General features: G+C 59.4%; 16 protein-coding genes. 11 read left to right on the top strand and 5 right to left on the bottom strand.

What is annotated here, in order from left to right; all coding sequences use genetic code 11:
* The first annotated feature begins 58 nt into the window (after positions 1–58).
* The 5 genes from LSG25_RS12170 to rodA all read left to right on the top strand — a co-directional run bounded on the left by LSG25_RS12170 (position 59) and on the right by rodA (position 5,906).
* The gene (locus LSG25_RS12170; protein ID WP_232741196.1) at positions 59–1,102 is read left to right on the top strand and encodes a rod shape-determining protein; all 1,044 of its coding nucleotides are present in this window, start codon (positions 59–61) and stop codon (positions 1,100–1,102) included.
* A gap of 61 nt (positions 1,103–1,163) precedes the next feature.
* Complete coding sequence (mreC, locus tag LSG25_RS12165; RefSeq protein ID WP_232741195.1) at positions 1,164–2,054, top strand: rod shape-determining protein MreC; 891 nt, start codon at positions 1,164–1,166, stop codon at positions 2,052–2,054.
* Positions 2,032–2,613: a rod shape-determining protein MreD gene (gene mreD / locus LSG25_RS12160; protein WP_232741194.1), complete on the top strand. Its 582-nt coding sequence runs from the start codon at positions 2,032–2,034 to the stop codon at positions 2,611–2,613. The genes mreC and mreD overlap by 23 nt, the downstream gene beginning before the upstream one ends.
* A 24-nt stretch (positions 2,614–2,637) precedes the next feature.
* Positions 2,638–4,773, top strand: a complete 2,136-nt coding sequence (gene mrdA / locus LSG25_RS12155) for a penicillin-binding protein 2 (protein ID WP_232741193.1) — start codon at positions 2,638–2,640, stop codon at positions 4,771–4,773.
* Positions 4,770–5,906: a rod shape-determining protein RodA gene (gene rodA, locus LSG25_RS12150; protein WP_232741192.1), complete on the top strand. Its 1,137-nt coding sequence runs from the start codon at positions 4,770–4,772 to the stop codon at positions 5,904–5,906. The genes mrdA and rodA overlap by 4 nt, the downstream gene beginning before the upstream one ends.
* 3 nt (positions 5,907–5,909) lie before the next feature.
* On the opposite strand, the gene mutY is transcribed toward rodA, so the two are convergent.
* From mutY to LSG25_RS12135, 3 genes are read right to left on the bottom strand one after another with little or no spacing between them, the layout of a single operon-like run.
* Positions 5,910–6,989, bottom strand: coding sequence for an A/G-specific adenine glycosylase (gene mutY, locus LSG25_RS12145; RefSeq protein WP_232741191.1), 1,080 nt, complete (start codon positions 6,987–6,989; stop codon positions 5,910–5,912).
* Entirely contained in the window at positions 6,989–7,897 is a 909-nt protein-coding gene (locus LSG25_RS12140; RefSeq protein WP_232741190.1) for an ABC transporter permease, read from the bottom strand. The genes mutY and LSG25_RS12140 overlap by 1 nt, the downstream gene beginning before the upstream one ends.
* A complete protein-coding gene (locus tag LSG25_RS12135; protein ID WP_232741189.1) occupies positions 7,894–8,565 on the bottom strand; it encodes a cell division ATP-binding protein FtsE in 672 nt (223 codons plus the stop codon). Before LSG25_RS12135 ends, LSG25_RS12140 begins: the two co-directional genes overlap by 4 nt.
* A 101-nt stretch (positions 8,566–8,666) precedes the next feature.
* On the opposite strand from LSG25_RS12135, the gene LSG25_RS12130 reads away from it, so the two are divergent.
* The 5 genes from LSG25_RS12130 to LSG25_RS12110 all read left to right on the top strand — a co-directional run bounded on the left by LSG25_RS12130 (position 8,667) and on the right by LSG25_RS12110 (position 14,279).
* The gene (locus LSG25_RS12130; protein ID WP_232741188.1) at positions 8,667–9,851 is read left to right on the top strand and encodes an amino acid ABC transporter permease; all 1,185 of its coding nucleotides are present in this window, start codon (positions 8,667–8,669) and stop codon (positions 9,849–9,851) included.
* A 1-nt stretch (position 9,852) separates the two neighbouring features.
* The gene (locus LSG25_RS12125) at positions 9,853–10,953 is read left to right on the top strand and encodes an amino acid ABC transporter permease (protein ID WP_232741187.1); all 1,101 of its coding nucleotides are present in this window, start codon (positions 9,853–9,855) and stop codon (positions 10,951–10,953) included.
* Positions 10,954–11,000: 47 nt separating this feature from the next.
* Positions 11,001–11,741, top strand: a complete 741-nt coding sequence (locus LSG25_RS12120) for an amino acid ABC transporter ATP-binding protein (RefSeq protein ID WP_232741186.1) — start codon at positions 11,001–11,003, stop codon at positions 11,739–11,741.
* Between the two features lie 739 nt (positions 11,742–12,480).
* Positions 12,481–13,488, top strand: coding sequence for a Bug family tripartite tricarboxylate transporter substrate binding protein (locus LSG25_RS12115; protein ID WP_370635864.1), 1,008 nt, complete (start codon positions 12,481–12,483; stop codon positions 13,486–13,488).
* A 128-nt stretch (positions 13,489–13,616) separates the two neighbouring features.
* On the top strand, positions 13,617–14,279 hold the full coding sequence (locus LSG25_RS12110; RefSeq protein WP_370635863.1) for an OmpA family protein: 663 nt from the start codon (positions 13,617–13,619) through the stop codon (positions 14,277–14,279).
* 146 nt (positions 14,280–14,425) lie between these two features.
* On the opposite strand, the gene thiC is transcribed toward LSG25_RS12110, so the two are convergent.
* Positions 14,426–16,339, bottom strand: a complete 1,914-nt coding sequence (thiC, locus tag LSG25_RS12105) for a phosphomethylpyrimidine synthase ThiC (RefSeq protein WP_232741185.1) — start codon at positions 16,337–16,339, stop codon at positions 14,426–14,428.
* Positions 16,340–16,523: 184 nt separating this feature from the next.
* The gene (locus LSG25_RS12100; protein WP_232741184.1) at positions 16,524–17,774 is read right to left on the bottom strand and encodes a D-amino acid dehydrogenase; all 1,251 of its coding nucleotides are present in this window, start codon (positions 17,772–17,774) and stop codon (positions 16,524–16,526) included.
* Between the two features lie 157 nt (positions 17,775–17,931).
* Between LSG25_RS12100 and LSG25_RS12095 the strand changes: the two genes are divergently transcribed.
* Complete coding sequence (locus LSG25_RS12095; RefSeq protein ID WP_305072083.1) at positions 17,932–18,420, top strand: Lrp/AsnC ligand binding domain-containing protein; 489 nt, start codon at positions 17,932–17,934, stop codon at positions 18,418–18,420.
* Positions 18,421–18,439: the final 19 nt, after the last annotated feature.

Here is an 18,439-nt window from a genome sequence, read left to right as displayed (position 1 = left end):
ATGCGGAACCCTTCCCCAATCAGCGGGCTTTTCTTAATTCTGACTTAACTGAGCGTCCATGTTCGGATTTCTACGTAGTTATTTCTCCACCGATATGGCAATCGACCTTGGCACGGCCAACACGTTGATTTATGTCCGCGGCAAGGGGATTGTGCTTGACGAGCCATCGGTGGTGGCAATACGCCACGACGGCAGTTCCAACGGTAAAAAAATTATCCAGGCGGTAGGACGAGAGGCCAAGCAGATGCTGGGGCGCGTACCTGGAAACATTGAAGCCATACGGCCCATGAAAGACGGCGTCATCGCCGACTTCACCGTTACCGAGCAAATGCTCAAGCAGTTCATACGCATGGTGCATCCACGCAGCATGTTCGCGCCCAGCCCGCGTATTATTGTGTGCGTTCCCTGCGGCTCCACCCAGGTCGAACGCCGGGCAATACGCGAGTCGGCACTGGGTGCCGGCGCCAGCCAGGTCTACCTGATCGAAGAACCCATGGCTGCCGCCATCGGAGCCGGCCTGGGCGTTTCCGACGCCAGCGGCTCGATGGTTGTCGACATCGGCGGGGGTACCACCGAAGTCGCGATCATCTCGCTGGGCGGCATGGTCTATAAAGGCTCGGTGCGCGTCGGCGGCGACAAGTTCGACGAAGCCATCATCAATTACATACGCCGCAATTACGGCATGCTGATCGGCGAACCCACCGCCGAACTGATCAAAAAAGAAGTCGGATCGGCTTTCCCGGGATCCGAAATCCGTGAAATCGAGGTAAAGGGGCGTAACCTTTCCGAAGGCGTGCCGCGCAGCTTCACGGTGTCGTCCAACGAAATCCTCGAATCCCTCACCGATCCTCTCAACCAGATCGTGTCGGCGGTCAAAACGGCGCTCGAGCAAACACCTCCCGAGCTGGGCGCCGATATCACCGACAAAGGCATTTCGCTGACCGGCGGCGGTGCCCTGTTGCGCGATCTGGACCGCCTCCTGCAAGAAGAAACCGGCTTGCCGGTGGTCGTGGCTGAAGACCCGCTGACTTGCGTGGTTCGCGGCTGCGGCGAGGCTCTCGAGCATCTCGAGCGCCTTGGCACGGTGTTTATTTACGATTAATTCAGTTCGGGTTCGGGTGCCCCCGGGAGTGCGCCGAGCGGCTTGAGGCGCAACAATTGCCATGCAATACAATAGGACGATCAGGCTGTTCAGGCATGGACCGACTGCCGAGTTCCGGGTTTTCGTCCTGGTCGTACTGGCTCTGTCGCTGCTGGTGGTCGATGCCCGCTGGCGCATCCTCGACCCGGCCCGCCAGGCCATTTCGGTGGTCATATATCCTTTTCAGCGCCTGGTGCTGGCTCCGCGCGACGCTGTAGCCGCTTTCAACAACTGGGCCGATGCGGCCGCGCTGGCCCGCACCGAACAAGAAGCGTTGCAGCGACAGCGCATCGAACTTGCCCAGATCGCCACCCATGCAGCCCAGCTTTCCGCCGAAAACGAGCAATTGCGCCGCCTGCTCAATGTGGCCGATACGGTCAAGCAGTCTTCGGTGGCCGTCGAAGTACTGTACGAGCCGCCGAATGCCTTTGTTCACCATCTTGTTTTCAACAAGGGAACGGCAAACGGGATCCGCCCGGGGATGCCGGTGATCGACGAAGGCGGGGTGGTGGGGCAGATTGTGCGTGTTACGCCTTTTACCTCCGAAGCGGCGCTGCTGACCGACGATAATGTATCGATTCCCGTGCAGGTATTGCGCAATGGCTTGCGCCTGATTGCCTTCGGCGGCAGTGTAAGCGGCAAGGTCGAGGTACGCTACCTGACAACCAATGTCGATATCGAGCCTGGCGACACGCTGATCACCAGCGGTATTGGCGGTTTGTTCCCGGCGGGCCTGTCGGTGGCTAAAATCGATAAGGTCGAACGCGACGCCGCCACCGGCTTTGGCCGGGCGGTGGCGACCCCTCTTTCTCATCCCGAGCGTTATCGCCATTTCCTGGTGTTGCGTGTTGATGTGTCGAAGTCCGACACTAACCAGGAGGCCCAGAGCCATGGTTCGCAAGCCGAACAGTGATGCCATCTCAACCGGGGGCTTCGGGCGTTCGTCGTTAAGCTCCCTGCAGCCCATCGATGCCGCGCCATTCAAGCGGCCCGCCCATCCTCTGTTTGTCTGGGGGACTTTGCTGCTGGTCTGGCTGATTTCCTTCTTGCCCTGGCGCCTGTGGCAGCCGTCCCCGGATATTCTGCTGCTGGTGATCGCTTTCTGGTGTCTCAACGAGCCGCAGCGCGTCTCGATGCTGACGGCGTTCGTATTTGGCCTGCTCATGGATGTGCACGATGCTGGCTTGCTGGGCGAAAAGGCCCTCACTTATACGCTGGTGGCTTATGGCGCGATTGCATTGGCCCGCCGCCTGCAACGTTTTGGCGCAGTCATACAGGCCATACATTTGTTGCCGGTGTTTGTATTTTCCGAAGCGGTGTCGCGGTTGATGCATGCCTGGCTGGCGGGCCAGTGGGCGGGCTGGCAGTGGCTGTGGTCGGCATTGTTGACGGTGCTGCTCTGGCCTATTGTCGACGTGTTGCTGCATATGCCGCAGCGTCGCCTGGATGCCGCGGATTCAGGCTCGGTATAGCCGGGCGCACGTACAGATCACTTTATGTTCGAGTTCAAAAAAACATCGCACCACCAAAAACGGCGTATCGTTTTGCGTATATGGGTGGCCGGTGTTTTTGCGCTGCTGTGCTTCGGCGCGCTTTTGGGGCGCTTGTGGTTTCTGCAGGTCGACCGCTACGAGGGCCTGGCGGCGCGCGCCGATCAGAATCGCATCGCCGTGGTGCCCATACCGCCGCGCCGCGGCGAAATAGTCGATCGCAACGGCGTGGTGCTGGCGCGCAACTATCGCGACTACACCCTCGAGGTGACGCCCGCCCACGTCGGAAATATGACCAAGATGCTCAATGCACTGGAGCAAGTGGTTTATTTGAGCCCGCTCGATCGTCGAAGGTTCAAGCAGCGGCTGAGCCAGACTGGGCGTTACTCCCATGTTCTGCTGCGCAATAACCTGAATGACACCGAGGCCGCCTGGTTTGCCGCGCATGCCTATAAATTTCCGGGGGTCGAGCTGCGTGCGCGCTGGGTGCGCGAATATCCACAGGGCGAGTCGGCTGCTCATGTGCTGGGTTTTGTCGGACGGATTTCGGAGGCGGACCTGGCCACTCTCGATGAAGAGGGGCGTTCCGGCAATTATCGCGGCACCAATGCGATCGGTAAAAAAGGCATAGAGAAAACCTGGGAAGAGTCGCTGCATGGGCGCACCGGCCTCGAAGAGGTCGAGGTGACGGCGGCCGGCAGGCCAGTGCGTACTTTGCGGCGCGTCGATCCGGTACCTGGCTCCAATCTGGTTTTGTCGCTCGATATAGGTTTGCAGAAAGAAGCCGAAAAATTGTTCGAAGGCAAAAGGGGCGCTCTGGTTGCCATCGATCCCAAAACCGGAGATGTGCTGGCGTTCGTATCGGCCCCGTCGTTCGACCCCAATCTGTTCATAGACGGCATCGATGTCGAGAACTGGCGCAAGCTGAACGAATCGCCCGACCATCCCCTCATCGATCGTCCGCTGTATGGTACGTATCCCATCGGTTCGACTTACAAGCCGTTTGTGGCGTTGGCCGCGCTTGAATTGGGCAAGCGGACGGCCACTCAGCGCATTCCCGATCCGGGTTATTTCGAGTTCGGCGGGCAGAAATTCCGCAATGCCGCCGGCGCTGTTTATGGGCCTACGGATATGCACCGAGCTCTGGTGGTCTCGTCCGATACGTACTTTTTTTCGCTGGGCCCGGAAATTGGAGTCAATGCGCTGCACGACTTCACCAAGCAGTTCGGCTTCGGCCAGATCACTGGAATCGATCTGGACGGCGAGCGGCGCGGAGTGCTGCCCTCGACGGAATGGAAGCGCCATGCCTATAAAAAACCTGAGCAACAGCGCTGGTACGCGGGTGAAACGGTTTCGGTCGCGGTGGGTCAGGGATATAACGCATTTACTTTGCTGCAGCTTGCCCAGGCCACGGCAGTGCTGGCCAATGATGGTGTATACATGAAGCCGCACTTGGTCAGCCTGGTGGAAAATCCTCTCAACGGCAAGGCAGTTCGCACGGTTACCAAGCCTTCCTACACGATTCCGCTCAAGCCGGAGAACCTCAAGGTGGTAAAGGATGCGCTGGTCGACGTGGTGCGATACGGCACGGCGCGCCGGGCATTCGTGGGCGCCAAGTATCAGGCCGCGGGTAAAACCGGCACCGCACAGGTATACAGCCTGAAGGGTGCCAAATACCATGTCGGTTCGGTTGATGAACGCTTGCGCGATCATGCTCTGTTCATGGCCTATGCGCCGGCGGACAATCCGCGCATTGCGCTGGCATTGATTGTTGAAAATGGCGGCTGGGGCGCAACCGTGGCGGCGCCGATTGCGCGCCAGGTGTTCGATTACTGGCTTTCACCCGACCGCAAGGAAAATGAAAACGAGGTAACCATGCCTGCGTCGCTGACCGATGCATTGCCCACGGCGCGCGGCCCTATCGCGCCGCCTCCAGCCGCAGACAATGCCGACACTTCGCCTCATGTGCCGGCAGGCGCTGCCGATGACGTTCCGGAAGAATCGCCCGATGCCGTTGTGCGGCCCGAGGATCAACCTCCGGACGAAGAGGAGGATCCGCAGGATCCTGTCGCACCCAATACCACTCGCGGCCCGGCGCGAGCCCTGACACTGACAGAATCCCGCGCCACGGAGCGTCCATGAAGCGCATTATCGATTGGGCCATCAGGGCGCTTACCGCGTTCGACTGGCCACTTCTGGCCCTGCTGATCCTGATGACCCTGCTGGGCATGACGGTCATGCAGTCGGCGGTGGGGGGAACCGACTGGCGCTTTGCCGACCAGTTGCGCAATTTCATGATTGCGTTTGTCGTCATGTGGGCGGTGGCCCTGGTGCCGCCGCCGCAACTGATGCGCCTGGCGCTGCCTTTTTACATCGTCGGTATTGTGCTTTTGCTGGGCGTGGAGTTTGCGGGAGAAACCAGCAAAGGGGCGACCCGTTGGCTGAATCTTGGATTTGGCCGGATTCAGCCGTCGGAGATGATGAAGATTGCCGTCCCCATGATGCTGGCCTGGTATTTTCATCGGCACCAGGGCAAACTTCGCATCCTGGATTTTCTGGTGGCGATTGTGTTGCTGGCGATTCCGTTCGCGTTGATCGCCAAACAGCCCGATCTGGGCACTGCGCTGCTGGTATTTGTCGCGGGATTCTGCGTGATCTATTTTGGCGGGCTGTCGTTCAAATTGCTGATCCCACTGGTGGTGGTGGGTGCGATCGGGCTGGGCTCGCTGGTGTATTACGAATCGCGGATATGCCAGCCGGACGTCAGCTGGGTGGTATTGCATGACTACCAGAAGCATCGAGTGTGCACCTTGCTCGATCCCAGCTCCGATCCGCTGGGCAAGGGCTTCCATACGATACAGTCGATGATTGCCGTGGGTTCGGGCGGCGTCTACGGCAAGGGCTATATGCAAGGCACGCAGTCGCATCTGGACTTCATCCCGGAGCGAACCACCGATTTCATTTTCGCCGTGTATGCCGAAGAGTTCGGACTGTATGGCGGCATTATGCTGCTGGTGCTTTACGCCCTGATCGTCATACGCGGCTTATCGATTGCCATCAAGGCACACACGCAGTTCGGCCGTCTTATGGCCGGTTCCATGTCCATGATGTTTTTTGTTTACGTGTTTGTAAACATCGGCATGGTCACGGGTATTTTGCCGGTGGTGGGTGTGCCTCTGCCGTTCATGAGCTATGGCGGGACGGCCTTGCTGACCCTGGGTATTGCCTGCGGAATCCTGATGAGCATCAACCGTTATCGGCCGGTACGCCCGTAGTGTTCACCCCGGGCCGGGGAACAGGCCGCACAAGAGCTTCCTGACGGGAGCGGGCAGGGCGGCCGCGGGCAGATCTTCGATGGCGACCCAGGCCTGTTGCGGTCTCGTTTCGGCGACGAACTGGGCCGGGCTGCGCAAATACCAGGGCTCGATGTGCAGCCTGAAGTGTGAAAACGTGTGCAGCAGCGCCGCTATTTTCCGGGCTTGCGCAGGGTCCAGCCCCCAGTTCAGGCAGGCTCCCTGCAGACTCTCCAGGTCGTCGTATTGCGGCAGGCTGCGCAAACCTCCCCATATGCCGGGCGAAGGCCGCTGTTCGAGCAGAATCTTGCCCTGGTGTTCCAGGATCAGCATCTTGCATTGGCGCTCGGCGCCGGTTTTCCTGGTTTTAGGGGTAGGTAATTCGCGCTGCATGGATTCGATGCGCGCATAGCAATGGCTGCCGAGCGGGCACAGGCCGCAGGCGGGCCGCGTGCGCGTGCAGCAGCTTGAGCCGAGATCCATCAGGCCTTGCGTGTAGGCCGCCATGTCCAGTTCGGGCGGTGCCGCATCGATCGCCGCATCGGCGGTCTGCCACAGCTCTTGTTCGATTGCCCGGACGGCCGGATTGCCGATTATTCCAAAGTAACGGGTAAATACGCGTTTGACGTTGCCGTCCATGATGGGCTGGCGTTCACCATAGGCAAAGGCGGCGATGGCCGCCGCGGTCGAGCGCCCTATGCCCGGCAGTTGCACGATTTCACTGACTTGCCGGGGGAATTTGCCCCCCCACTTTTCGCACAGCACCTGGGCGCAGCGGTGCAGGTTGCGGGCGCGGGCGTAATAGCCCAGGCCCGCCCAGTAAGGCATGACCTCATCCTGTGTCGCCCCGGCCAGTGCCTGCAGGGTGGGGAAGCGCTCCAGAAACCGCTGGTAGTAGGCAATGACCGTACTGACCTGGGTTTGCTGCAGCATGATCTCGGACAGCCATATTTTGTAGGGATCGGAGGTTCCCTGCCAGGGCAAATCGTGACGTCCGGCCTGTTTTTGCCATTGGACTATCGTTTCGGCAAAGCGCCCGATCGCGGGCTGGATGTTGGCGGGCATCAGAAGCGGGTGCTGCGGGTGACCGACCAGCGTGCCGAGAGGGCGCCTAAAATCGCCACCACTATGACAGCCAGGCCCAGGCTGAGGCCGTCGGGCAAGTGCAGGGACAGGCTGGTGCCATAACTCTGCGCCAGACGAGCCAGCGCGGCGTTGAGGGGAATCAGGGCCAGGGCCGAGAGCAGGACGGCAATCAGGCTGGCCACGACACCGGTCAGCGCGCCCAGGTATAAAAAGGGCCGCCGCACAAACGATTCGGTTGCGCCCACCAGGCGGGCAACGCCGATTTCCTCGCGTTGAGTCAGCGCCTGCATGCGCACGGTATTGAAGACGGTGGCCAGGACGACCAGGGCGACGCCTATGGCCAGCAGGCCCAGCCCGATGCGCACGAATTGCAGGATGGCTTCAAGCCTTTGCACCCAGGCGCTGTCGAGCTGGACGGCATCGATTTGATCCCAGCGGCGCCATTCCTGGGCAAGCGAGCTTGCGTGCTGCGCCAGATCGGCGCCGTCCTTGAGCGTGATCACGACAGCGTCGGGCAAAGGATTGCTCTGCAGGACCGACAGGGCATCGGCCCAGCTTGGGTTCGACTTGAGCTGCTGCAAAGCCTGCTGGCGGGGTACGAGACGTACAGCCTGCACCTCGCGCTGGTATTCGGCCTGGATTCGATCCAGCACTTTTTTGCCGGCATTGGCCGGCGCATTGGGTTTCAGGAACAGCGTGACTTCGGGCGAAACCGAAACCTGCCTGGCCACGGGCTGGGCCGAAACCAGGACGGATGCGCCGATAATTGGCAAGGCCAGGGTCAGCGCAATAACCAGCAGGTTGGACAACGATGAGAAGGGTTGGGCCAGCAGGCGGCGAATTGCCACGAGCAGCGCATAGCGGTGTTGCCTTAGCCAGCGTGTCATGCCTGCACCCCACGCAAGTCCGTGAACTTGCCTTGCTCGATGCGCAGCGTGCGTGTGGCGTATGAGGCCATGAGGGCGCGGTCGTGAGATGCAATGAGCGTGGTGACGCCCACACGGTTGAAATCGCGGAATACTTCCATGATGCGCCGGGCACTTTCCTGGTCGAGATTGGCGGTGGGCTCATCGGCGATCAGTATGGCCGGGCGATTGACAATGGCTCGGGCAATGGCCAGGCGCTGCTGCTCGCCGCCCGACATCTCGATGGGATTGAGGTCTTCCTTGCCCGAAAGCCCTACTTTTTCCATCGCGGCTCGGGCGCGTGTTGCGGCTAGGCTGCTTTCCAGGCCAATGACGGTCAGGGGCAGCAAGACGTTGTTGATGGCGTTGCGGTCGTAAAGCAGGTGCGTGTCCTGCAAAATGATTCCCACCGCCCTGCGTAGATAGGGGCGCGCGCGGGTAGGCAGTTTTTCGATGCGGTGGCCGTTGACGTGCACCGAGCCGCGGCTGGCGGGCTCGAACCCGCCAATCAGCTTGAGCAGCGTCGACTTGCCGGCGCCGGAAGGCCCGGAGACAAAGATAAACTCACCGGGTTCGATGCGGAAGTTGATGTCTGCCAGAATATTCCGGCTGCGTCCGTAGGATTTAAATACGTGTTGAAATTCAATCATAGTGGGTATCGTGGTGAGCGCCCTAATAGTAACCATTAGCCCTTAGAATATGCAAAATGCCGCGCGGCCTGTCATTGGGCCTACTGTACTGCTGGAACCTTATGACGATAAAAAAAACCACGCCTTCCGCATCGCGTCCACGCCTTTCCTGGAGCGACCCGGCGGTGCGTTCATGGGTTTACCAGGCCATGATACTGGGTCTGGTCGGTTTCGTTGCCTGGTATCTGGTTTCCAACACGCTGCATAATCTGGCGGCCCGCAATATCAAGACCGGTTTCGACTTCCTGCACCGCGAGGCCGGCTTTGCGATCGGCGAAACGTCCATCCCGTATTCTCCCGCCGACACATACGGCCGGGCCATCCTGGTGGGTTTGCTGAACACCTTGCGAGTGTCCGTCCTGGGCATTGTCGCGGCAACGCTGCTGGGCACGATCCTGGGTGTGGCGCGCCTGTCGCGAAACTGGCTGCTGTCGCGCATGGCCGGCGCCTATATCGAGATTTTTCGCAATATTCCCTTGTTGTTGCAGCTTTTTTTCTGGTATTCCATTATTACCCAAAGCATGCCTGGCCCGCGTCAGGCACATCATCCTTTGCCGGGGGTGTTTTTATCGAACCGTGGCTTGAAGCTTCCGGCCTTGCAAGGCGATGCGCTGGATTGGATTCTGGCTGGGCTGGCCCTGGCCATTATCGCGGTGGTCGTGACCGGGCATTGGGCCAGGAAGTACCAGGACGCGACGGGGCGGATTTTCCCTTTCGGCCGGGTTGCGCTGGCCGTGCTGATTGTATTTCCGCTTATCGGCTGGCTCGCAAGCGGCGCCTCGCTGGCCCTGGATATGCCTTATCTGAAGGGTTTTAATTTCAGCGGCGGGCTGACCCTGACTCCCGAGTTCACGGCATTGCTGGCGGGACTGGTTTTTTATACGGCGGCCTTTACGGCCGAGGTGGTGCGCTCCGGCATCCAGGCGGTCGACCGTGGGCAATGGGAGGCCGCCGGATCGCTCGGCTTGCCGCGGGCGCGCATACTGCGCCTGGTCGTCCTGCCGCAGGCCTTGCGGGTAATTGTGCCGCCCATGACCAGCCAGTATCTGAACCTCACCAAAAACAGTTCGCTGGCGGTGGCCATCGGCTATCCGGATATCGTCTCGGTGGTCAACACGACATTGAATCAAACCGGGCAAGCCATTGAAGGCATATTGATCATTATGGCGGCCTACCTGACCGTCAGCCTGTCGATTTCGATTTTCATGAACTGGTACAACCGGCGTATCGCGCTGGTGGAGCGCTGACATGAACGCGAACCTTGCCCGGGCGTCCGGCGTATTGCCGCCGCCGGACGCGCATCGAGGGGTATGGGCTTGGTGCCGGAACCGGTTGTTTTCATCGCCGCTCAATACGGTACTGACGGTCTTGCTGGTGTGGTTGCTGCTGATGTTCGTGCCGGGGCTGGTCGATTGGGCCCTGGTCAACGCCAATTACACGGCCGGCAGCGCGCAAGAGTGTCGTGCGGCAACCGGCGCCTGCTGGGCATTCATAGTTGAAAAGCATCGCCTGATCTTGTTCGGCACCTATCCCTACGACGAGCAGTGGCGTCCCTTGCTGGCAGCTGTCATTCTCATCGCGGTGATTGTCTGCAGTTGCATGCGCCGTTTCTGGCGTCCTGCCCTGGGGGCGATCTGGGCGGTCGCGCTGGCGGCGGTGGCGGTGCTGATGTGGGGCGGGGTGCTGGGCCTGGCGCCTGTTGAAGACAGTCGCTGGGGAGGGCTGCCGCTGACGCTGATTCTCTCGACGTTCGGCATCGCCTTTGCGTTTCCCCTGGGCCTGTTGCTGGCGCTGGGCCGTCGTTCGCGCATGCCGGCAGTCAAGGCCTTGTGCGTGGTGTATATCGAACTCATCCGCGGGGTGCCGCTCATCAGCCTGCTGTTCATGTCTTCGGTCATGTTGCCCTTGTTCCTGCCGGAAGGCGTCAATATCGACAAGCTGCTGCGGGCACAAATTGCCATTATCCTTTTTGCGGCGGCCTATATAGCGGAAACCGTCCGGGGCGGTTTGCAGGCCATTCCCAAAGGGCAGTACGAGGGCGCCGATTCTTTGGGGCTGAGTTATTGGCAGCAAATGCGCAAGATCATTTTGCCGCAGGCCCTGAAAATAGTGATTCCGCCACTGGTCAGTATTTTCATATCCCTGTTCAAGGATACGTCCCTGGTTGTGGTTATTGGTATTTTCGATTTGACCCAGGCCGCCAAGGCGGCGCTGGCCGATGCCGCATGGCGGGGTTTCGATATCGAAACCTATTTATTCATCGCGCTGATTTATTTTGCATTCTGCTTTTCGATTTCTCGCTATAGCCGTTCTCTGGAGAGATCCTTGCAGGCAGGAAATCAGCGCTAGCAACGGCGCTGCCGTGTGTAGTGGCGGGTTTAACGGGGAGTACGGGCATGTCCGAGGCAATTGTGAGCCTGAAGGGTGTCAATAAGTGGTATGGGCAGTTTCATGCATTGCGCGATATCAATCTGGATGTTGCGCAGGGCGAGCGGATTGTCATCTGCGGGCCATCGGGTTCGGGAAAGTCCACCATGATACGGTGCATCAATCGCCTTGAAGAGCATCAGCAGGGCAGCATAATGGTGGATGGCATCGAGTTGACCAGCGATTTGAAGCATATCGAGATCGTGCGTCGCGATGTGGGCATGGTGTTCCAGCACTTCAATCTGTTTCCGCATTTGACGGTGCTCGAGAATCTGACTCTGGGGCCGATCTGGGTGCTCAAGAAATCCCGGGCCGAAGCCGAGGCGGCGGCCATGAAGTATCTGGAACGCGTGCGTATTCCCGATCAGGCCCGGAAGTTTCCCGGGCAGCTTTCGGGTGGTCAGCAACAGCGCGTGGCGATTGCCCGGTCTTTGTGCATGAGTCCCAAGATTATGCTGTTTGACGAGCCCACGTCGGCGCTTGATCCGGAGATGGTCAAAGAGGTTCTGGATGTCATGGTGGGGCTGGCTGAAGAGTCGGGCATGACCATGCTGTGCGTGACTCATGAAATGGGTTTTGCGCGGAAAGTGGCCGATCGGGTGATTTTCATGGATGAGGGCGAGATCATCGAGCAGAATACGCCCGATGCATTTTTCGACAACCCCAAAAATGCGCGTACGCAGTTGTTCCTGAGCCAGATTTTGCATTGATCTGTCGTTTTGGGCTGGTTGTTGGCTTGATCTGTGGCTTTGGACTGTGTTGTCTGTGTGGGCGCGATCGTATCTCTATTGAGACGCCGCAGGGTGGGCGGTGCTGTGCAGTCCGGCACGTCCAGCGGTCGGCTAGCTGCGCTAGCCGACTACCCGGGTCTGCCTCGTCCAGGCGGGCGTCGGGCCAACTCACTACGCCGCTGGCGCGGCTCCGTTCAAACAGGGCCCGCCGAAAGCCCCCGCCTTCCCTTCGTCAGCACCCGGCGCTGGACTACCGCCGGACTGTACAGCACCACCCACCCTGCGGCTTGCGTTGAGGCAATGCATAGAGAGAGGCATTGGGGCTATGCATCGAGGTATACGCTGAGTCGGCAAGTTCATTCCAGGCATGCCATCACGTGAGCCGTCTATCGGGGCTTGGGGTCAGGACCGGCGTAAGGCGTGCGCCGGATGCTACCGTAGGGAAGGCGGGGGCTTTCGGCGGGCGCTGTCTGAGCCCAGCCTCGCGAGGCTGGGCGAGTTCGCCCGACGCCCGCCTGGACGAGGTAGATCCGGATCAAGCACGCCGTGCCGGTCCTGACCCCAAGCCCCGATAGACGGCGTCTTTAAAGACCAAACCGTAAATGCCAAAGCTACCAATCCATCGAGTGCCGTAACCACTCGAACCAAAAATACTCTAGTATTGAGTCCTTACAATTTTGTTACCATGTTATTTCTTGCTTTTAATGAGGAATTCCCCATGTCGTTCAGTTTCAAATCATGGCCCATGTCTCTTGCCGCAGGCCTGGTTGCATGCACGGCTTTTTCAGCCGCGATACCCAGCGCCATGGCGGCCGATTTCCCCTCCCATCCCCTGCAGTTCATCGTGCCGTATTCGCCGGGAGGCCCGCTGGATACCATTTCCCGGCTTCTGGCGGAGAAAGTCCAGCCCGAGCTTGGGCAAACCGTGGTCGTAGAGAACCGTCCCGGCGCGGGTGGCAATATTGGTGCGAGCGTTGTCTCCAAGGCCAAGCCCGATGGCTATACGCTGATGATGGGGGCGGTGGCTATCAATTCGATCAACCCCTGGCTGTATCCCAAATTGCCGTTTGATCCGGTCAAGAGCTTCGAGCCGGTAACGCTGGTGGCAGCTGTGCCCAATGTGCTGATCGTCAATAATGCATTTGCCGAGGCGCACCATATCAATTCGGTACACGACCTCGTCGTCTATGCCAAGGCCCATCCCGGAGAGCTCAATTTTGCTTCGGGCGGCAATGGCAGCGCGGGCCATCTGGCTGGAGCCCTGCTGAACGTGCGGGCCGGTATCGACGCCGTGCATGTGCCGTACCAGGGAGCTTCCCCGGCCAAGCTGGCCTTGCTGGCCGGGCAGGCCAATTTCATGTTCGATAATCTGGCTTCGGCCGCGGGGCTGATCAACGAGTCCAAGGTCAAGGCCCTGGCCGTAACCACGGCGCAGCGCTCGTCGATCTATCCCAAATTGCCCACCATGGAGCAGGAAGGCATCAAGGATTTCGATCTGGGTACCTGGTTTGGAGTGTTCACCACGGGCGGTACTCCCAAAGCCGTGGTCGATAAACTGAACAAGGCCTATGTGAAGGCGCTGGAGGATCCGGCGGTGCGTAAAAGCCTGCTGGTCATGGGGTCGGATGCCAAACCGACCACTTCCGAAGCCTTTGCCGAGCTGGTCAAGCACGATCTGGCCAAATACAAGGACATTGTCAAAGTCTCGGGCGCCAAGATTTTTTAAGCATGCCATGCAAAATAACGTCAAGTTTGGTCGACAGAATTAAAATGTAACACTCGCGGTCGATGGAGCTTGCTAGCATATTGTCAGCAGAGATCATCCTGCTTACCGATGGACACAAGGAGAATTAAATGAACGTATCTATGCGTGTTAGCCGAGTCGCCGCATGCCTCAGCGTGGTTGCTTTGATGGGAGGGTGTGCCCAGATGAATGACATGAGCACGGGGGGTAAAACGGCGGTCGGGGCGGGTGCAGGTGCCGCTTTGGGCGCCGGCCTGGGTGCCTTGATCGGAAATACAGGCGGTGCCGCCCTGATTGGCGCCGGTATTGGTGCCGTGGCCGGCGGGGTCGTCGGTTATAACTGGTCGGGCATCAAGAACGATGTGCAAAAATCGGGCGCCAAGAATCTCGGCGTCGATGTCACCGAAATGCCCGATGGCACGCTGCGGGTCAATATCCCAAGCAATGTGTCCTTCGATACGGGGCGTTATACCTTGAAGCCAGCCTTGTTGCCAGTGCTCGACAGCGTGGCTCGCGCCCTTGTCCAGCATCCTGAACTGCGCGCCAAGTCTATCGGCTATACCGACAGCACCGGTTCGGCCGCGACCAACCAGACCCTGTCGGTCAATCGCGCCCAAAGCGTGACCAACTACCTCGGCCAGCAGGGCGTGGCGCCAAATCGTCTGTCTGTTGAAGGCCGCGGCGCCGGCAATCCAATTGCCGACAACAATACCGCTGCCGGGCGCGCAATGAATCGTCGCGTCGAGTTGTATCTGTATGCCGTCAAGCAGTAAGTTTTGGTGCTGGTGAGGTAAAAAGGGCGGCCCTTGTGGCCGCCCTTTTCTATTGTCGCCATCCTTAGCTATGGGCTCTTTATCGATGCGGATCGCCCGCATTCGCCCCGAATGGGATGGATGCGGCGGCACTCCGAGTCCAATCGTCAGGCCTGGTGATAGATTTCCGCCCCTTTCTTGACGAACTCGATGGCTTTTTCCTGCATGCCCTGCTGCAGCGCCTGCTGCTGGTCGATTCCCAATTGCTGGGCATACTCGCGTACGTCCTGGGTTATCTTCATGCTGCAGAAATGCGGGCCGCACATGGAACAGAAATGGGCCACCTTCATCGAATCCTTGGGCAGGGTTTCATCGTGGAAATCCTTGGCCGTGTCGGGGTCCAGGCCCAGGTTGAATTGGTCGTCCCAGCGGAACTCGAAGCGTGCCTTGGACAAGGCATTGTCGCGTATGGCGGCGCCGGGGTGTCCCTTGGCCAGGTCGGCGGCATGGGCGGCGATCTTGTAGGTAATGATGCCGTCCTTGACGTCTTTCTTGTTGGGCAGGCCCAGGTGTTCCTTGGGAGTCACATAGCACAGCATGGCGGTGCCGTACCAGCCTATGAGCGCCGCGCCTATGCCTGAGGTGATGTGGTCGTAGCCGGGGGCGATATCGGTGGTCAGGGGGCCAAGTGTATAGAAAGGAGCCTCGTGGCAATGCTCGAGCTGCAGATCCATGTTTTCCTTGATAAGGTGCATGGGCACGTGGCCGGGGCCCTCGATCATGACCTGGACATCGTGTTTCCAGGCGACCTGCGTGAGCTCGCCCAGGGTCTTGAGCTCGGCGAACTGCGCTTCGTCGTTGGCGTCGTAGCCCGAGCCGGGGCGCAGGCCGTCGCCCAGCGAAAAGCTGACGTCGTACGCCTTCATGATGTCGCAGATGTCTTCAAAGCGTTCGTACAGGAAGCTTTCCTTGTGATGCGCCAGGCACCATTTGGCCATGATCGAGCCGCCGCGCGATACGATGCCGGTCATGCGATCAGCCGTCATGGGGATGAAGGGCAGGCGAACGCCGGCGTGAATGGTGAAGTAGTCCACACCCTGTTCGGCCTGTTCGATAAGCGTATCGCGGAAGATTTCCCAGGTGAGTTCTTCAGCCTTGCCGTCGACTTTCTCCAGCGCCTGGTAAATGGGCACGGTGCCTATGGGTACCGGCGAGTTGCGAATGATCCATTCGCGGGTTTCGTGGATATGCTTGCCGGTGGACAAGTCCATGACGGTGTCGCCGCCCCAGCGTATGGCCCAGGTCATTTTCTCGACCTCTTCGCTGATGCTGGAGCTGACGGCCGAGTTGCCGATATTGGCGTTGATCTTCACCAGGAAATTGCGGCCTATGGCCATGGGCTCGATTTCCGGATGATTGATATTGGCCGGGATAATCGCGCGGCCGCGGGCGATTTCGTCGCGCACGAATTCCGGTGTGATGGTGGTCGGGATCGAAGCGCCGAACGACTGGCCGGGATGCTGGCGCAGCAGGCGTTTGGCGATTTTCTCGCCGTCGGGGCCGCTGGCGCGCAATGCCTCGATGTAGTGTTCGCGGCGCATGTTTTCGCGGATTGCGACGAATTCCATTTCGGGAGTGATCAGGCCGCGTCGCGCATAATGCATTTGCGAGACATTGGCCCCGGCGCGCGCGCGGCGGGGGGGGCGGTGCAGTTCGAAGCGCATGGCGGTGAGCTTGGGGTCCTGCAATCGTGCCTGGCCGTATTCGCTGGTGGGCCCGCCGAGCTGTTCGGTGTCGCCGCGTTCTTCGATCCAGGCCTGGCGCAAGGCCGGCAGGCCTTTGCGGATGTCAATCTTGATGGCGGGATCGGAATAGGGGCCGCTGGTGTCGTAGACGATCAGCGGCGGATTTGTTTCGCCGCCGAACATCGTGGGCGTATCGCTTTGCGTGATTTCGCGAAATGGAACTTGTATATCGGGGCGCGAGCCTTGCTGGTAGGTTTTGCGCGATTGGGGGAGGGGATGTATGGCGGCCGCGTCGACTTCGGCGGTGGCGGCCAGGAATTTGGGGTTGGCGTTCAAGGTGTGCTCCAAAAAATAAATAGCTGGAGCCGAATCGGGATGGATCTCGTGAAGAGCGCTCCCAGCATCGGCATTATCCGTACTGGTACGAGGGTTTTTCTCAACCCGTTGAATCAACGAGTACCCCTGCGTGGAAACTAGTATACGGTTTAAATGCCGGTGTGTCTGCGCTTGTATGCGGTGGTTACTGGTAGCGGAGTACGGACAGATCGTCGCTGCGGATGGCGGTGGGCAGCCCCGAGACGATGTCGGATAGCAATTGGCCGCTGCCGCAGGCCATGGTCCAGCCCAGCGTGCCGTGCCCTGTATTGAGGAACAGATTGCTGATCCGGGTGGCGCCGATAATCGGCGTGCTGTCGGGTGTTTTCGGCCGCAGGCCGGCCCAGAACGAGATACTGTCGGCCTGGTAGCTGCCGGGAAAGAGATCGCCGAGCACCATCTCCAGCGTTTTTTTTCTGCTTTCTTTGAGCGTCTTGTCGAAACCGACGATTTCCGCCATGCCGCCCACGCGAATCCGCTTGTCGAAACGGGTGATCGCAATTTTATAGGTTTCATCGAGCACGGTGGAAACGGGGGCGGCCGCTTCGTCGGCGATGGAGCTTGTAATGGAGTAGCCCTTGAGGGGATAGACAGGCAGAGCGACCATGTCCTTGAGCAGTGTGGTCGAATAGGCGCCCAATGCCACAACATAGGCATCGGCGCGTACGACTTCGTTCGAGCACTGCACACCGCTGATTTTATTGCCGTCGTGCTCGATGCGCAGAACATTGACCCCGTAACGGAATTTCACGCCCAGGCCTTCGGCAAGCGCGGCCAGGCGCGTCGTAAACAGATTGCAGTCGCCGGTTTCATCGTCGGGCAGGCGCAGGCCACCCACCAGTTTGTCCTGGCTGGATGCCAGGGCCGGCTCGGCATTGACAAGCTCTTGCCGCGACAGTTCCTGGTAAGCGACGCCGGCTTCTCGCAATACCTGAATGTCGGCGCCAATCCCGTCCATTTGTTTCTGGGTGCGAAATACCTGCAAAGTGCCTTTTTGCCGCCCCTCATATTCAATGCCGGTCTGCGCGCATAGTTCATGCAGGCAATGCTGACTGTGTTCGGAAATCCGTACGAGCCGTTCTTTGTTGACGGCATAGCGGCCTGCCGTGCAGTTGCGCCACATCTGGTATATCCAGCGCAACTGGAACAGGGTGCCGTCGGGGCGGATGGACAAGGGAGGATGTTCGGCGAACATCCATTTCAGGGCTTTGAGCGGAACCCCGGGCGCGGCCCATGGCGAGGAGTAGCCGTAGGATACTTGTCCGGCGTTGGCAAAGCTGGTTTCGAGCGCCGGGCCTGCCTCGCGGTCGAGCACGGTGACTTCGTGGCCCTGGTGAGCCAGGTAATAAGCACTGGTAATGCCGATGACTCCGGCGCCTAAAATAAGAACTTTCATTGTCCGCGATTGCTTTATGGTGATAATTACCACGATAATAGGCGACAATAAGTAGTTATTTTTATTAAAAAAATCCAATTTTCAGAGGTTTCTGTTGTACGGCTTCGCGCAGCGCGTCCGGCACACGGCACAACCCATGTTTCTGGTGGAGAAAACCTTGAGGGTACAGCGTTATCCGGTTCATGCGCTCGACAAGCTGGATCGGCATATTCTTGATCTGCTGCAGCGCGATGGCCGCATGTCCATGACCGACCTGGCCGAAGCGGTAGGCTTGACGGTCACACCCTGCATAGAGCGTGTCAAACGACTGGAGCGCGACGGGGTCATTACGGGTTATCACGCCCATGTTTCACCCGCCGCGCTGGATGCCGGGCTACTGGTGTTTGTAGAGGTCTCCATGTCGAGCAAATCCGACCGCACTTTCGATGATTTCCGGCGTGAGGTCCTGTGTATTCCGCAGGTGCTGGAATGTCATCTGGTTTCGGGGGATTTCGACTATCTGGTCAAGGCGCGTATCAGGGAGATAGGTCAGTACCGCACGTTGCTGGGCGATATCCTGCTGCGATTGCCTGGAGTAACCCAGACCAAAAGCTGCGTCGTCATGGAAGAAATCAAGGAAACGCTGTTCATAGCCGCGCAAAAATGAACGCTGAGGCGGTTCGGGC

Origin of the sequence: Paralcaligenes sp. KSB-10, from assembly GCF_021266465.1 — a bacterium.
Taxonomy (GTDB): Bacteria; Pseudomonadota; Gammaproteobacteria; order Burkholderiales; family Burkholderiaceae_B.
This window is presented reverse-complemented; position numbering and strand designations above follow the sequence as displayed.